This is a genomic window from Cronbergia sp. UHCC 0137, from assembly GCF_034932285.1.
Taxonomy (GTDB): domain Bacteria; phylum Cyanobacteriota; class Cyanobacteriia; order Cyanobacteriales; family Nostocaceae; genus Cronbergia.
In genome coordinates this window covers 116,900-120,134 of sequence record NZ_JAYGHC010000002.1, presented here as the reverse complement: position 1 = coordinate 120,134, position 3,235 = coordinate 116,900, and the positions used below count along the sequence as shown (strand labels likewise).

The window sequence follows — 3,235 nt, the reverse complement described above, 5'->3', positions numbered from 1 at the left end:
CCTGACTCCTGACTCCTAGCCCTAACGAAAAGACCTTTTTATCAAACCCTACTTATGATTTAAATGAAACTTTATCAGCTTCATTCAAGCCTAGTTGTGGATATTTACGAACTGGGCTTAAACGCTGACGAATTTTACCAATGACGATATACAAAATTGGGACAATAAACAAAGTCAAGAAAGTGGCAACAAACATTCCCCCAAACACAGCCGTACCAAGGGATTGACGACTAGCTGCACCTGCACCTGTAGCTGTAGCCAGAGGTAAAATCCCCAGTAAAGTTGAAAATGCTGTCATGAGGATTGGACGCAAACGGCCTTCTGCTGCTTGTACTGCGGCTTTGGTAATTGATAAACCATGTTGTTCTCGTAATTGGTTAGCAAATTCCACAATCAAAATTGCGTTTTTACTTGCTAAACCAATCAACATTACTAACCCAACTTGGCAAAATACATCATTATTTAAACCCCTGAATGATTGGGATAATAACGCCCCCATAATAGCTAGGGGAACTGCGAGTAGAATAATCAAAGGATCAACGTAATTTTCGTATTGAGCAGCTAAGACTAAAAAGACGAAAATCAATCCTAAACCAAAAATTAAAGGTGCTTGTCCACCAGATTCTTTTTCTTCAGAAACAATACCTGACCATTCGTATCCCATACTAACAGGTAAAATCTCTTTCGCTAATTGTTCCATTGCCTGAGTTGCTTGTCCAGAACTAAAACCAGGAGCAGCAGAACCGTTAATTTCAATTGAGCGTAATAAGTTGTAGTGATTGATAGTTTGCGCTCCTGTTGTGGGAGTAAGTTTGACTAAACTACTCAGAGGAATCATTTGATCATTTTCAGAACGGACATACAACAAACTTATATCATCTGGGTTAGAACGAAACTTAGCATCTGCTTGTACATATACTCGATAAGTGCGAGATAGGTAATTAAAGTCATTGACATAGCTAGAACCCAAATAACTTTGTAAGGTTTTAAAGATGTCGTCTATGGAGACTAGTAAGGCTTTGGCTTTATTCCGATCTACTTCAATCAAAATCTGGGGTGTGTTGGCGGTAAAAGTGCTAAATACACCTTGTAATCCTGGGGTCTGATTACCACGCATCATAAATTGGCCAACGGTTTCCAGCATGGAGTTTAAGCTGTTAGTGCCGGCGATATCTTGTAACTGAAATTGGAATCCACTAAAACTACCTAAACCACGAATGGCTGGGGGATTGACTGGAAAAACTCTAGCTTCGGTGATGCTTGAAAATTTCCCCCATAACTGACCAATAATAGCTTGTACTGTCTGATTTGGTAGTGTGCGATCGCCCCAGGGTTTGAGAGTGGTGAAAATTACTCCATTATTAGCAGTATTGCCACTAAAACTAAAGCCACCAATGGCAAAAGTACCGACAACTTCTGGTAATTTGAGAATTTCCGTTTCTACCTCACTCATAACTTTGCTGGTGTAGTTGAGTGAAGATCCTTCTGGTCCTTGAATAATGGTGATGAAATAACCTTGATCTTCGTCGGGGATAAATGCGGTGGGGACATTTAAATAAAGCCAGCCAGTGAAAGCTAATAAGCCAATGAATACGAGAATAACGATCGCTTTAACTTTTGTCAAAACAATCACCACTTTTTCATATCCTCGCTGCATCCCATCTAAAAACCAGTTAATTCCGCCAAACATAGCCCCAAAAATCCCCTTGGGTTTGGGGGTAGGACGCAACAGGAGAGCCGAAAGAGCAGGTGTCAAAGTGAGAGCTAAAAAAGTAGAAATGACAATGGAAAAAGCGATGGTGAGGGCAAATTGTTTGTAAATTTGTCCAGTTGAACCAGGGAAGAATGCCACCGGTACAAACACTGCCATTAATACCAAAGAAGTAGCAATTACAGCCCCCGATAGTTCCTCCATGGCTGCGGAAGCTGCGTGACGGGGTGACATTCCTTTTTCTTGAATTAAACGGGCAATATCTTCAACTACAATGATCGCGTCATCAACTACCATCCCCGTGGCTAGAGTCAAACCAAACATGGTTAAGGTGTTGATAGAAAAATCAAAGGCTTTGACAAAGGCAAAAGTACCAATTAAAGCCAGGGGAATTGTGATCACGGGAATTAAGGTAGTGCGCCAATCTTGGAGGAAAATAAAAATAACTAAAACTACAAGAGCGATCGCTTGTAACAAAGTCTTTACAACCTCAGCTAGAGACTCTTCCACCACCGTAGTTGTGTCAAATGCCACCTGATATTCCATCCCTGGTGGAAAGCTTTGGGCAACACGTGCCATTTCCGCTTTCACCAATTTAGCCACATCCAAAATGTTGCTTCCCGGTGTGGGAAATATCCCTATTCCTACACCTTCTTGACCCCTAAACCGCAGAAATGAACTGTAATTTTGAGCGCCCAGTTCTGCCCTACCCACATCTTTTAACTTAATTAGTGTGCCGTCAGCAGCAGTTTTAATCACTAAATCATTAAATTCTGCCGATTCTGTCAGCCTACTAATTGCCCTCAAGTCTATTTGATACATTTGGCCATCTGTTGCTGGCTGCTGTCCAATTTGCCCCACACCGACTTGTAGGTTTTGTTCGTTCAGGGCATTGATAACATCATTAGTAGTTAAGCTGCGAGTTGCAAGTTTATTAGGATCAAGCCATAGACGCATAGCATAACGACGTTCACCAAAGATCCGCGCTTCACTTACACCTTTAATGCGTTTAAGGGAATCTGCTATATATAAATCAGCGTAATTACTGAGAAAAACATTATCAAACTCTTTATTTTTACTATACAAACCCATCGCCAAAAGGATGTTATTAGACTGTTTGTTAACAGTAACACCAGTTTGTTTGACAGCATCCGGCAACTGAGGTTCAGCCAGAGAAACACGATTTTGGACATCAACTGCGGCAATATCTTTGTCTCGCGCCGAATCAAATGTAACTGTAATAGAGCTACTACCATCATTACTACTGCTAGAAGTCATATATTTAATGCCTTCCACACCATTAATTTGGCGTTCTAAGACAGTCGTTACCGTACTTTCCACAATTTCGGCACTAGCACCAACATAGTTAGCATTAACAATAATTTGCGTCGGGCTAATTTCTGGATACTGTGCTGTCGGCAAAGTTGGAATACTAATTGCTCCCACCAACAGAATGATGATGGCGCAGACAGTTGTAAATACAGGTCGCTTAATAAAAAAGTTAACAAACATGAATTTGGGTAA

1 protein-coding gene is annotated in these 3,235 nt (G+C 40.9%); it reads right to left on the bottom strand.

Going from position 1 to position 3,235, the window contains the following annotated elements:
- Positions 1-52: 52 nt before the first annotated feature.
- Positions 53-3,223 carry an efflux RND transporter permease subunit gene (locus VB711_RS01300; RefSeq protein ID WP_323283916.1) on the bottom strand — a complete coding sequence of 1,057 codons (3,171 nt, stop codon included), beginning with the start codon at positions 3,221-3,223 and terminating at the stop codon, positions 53-55.
- Between the last annotated feature and the right edge of the window lie 12 nt (positions 3,224-3,235).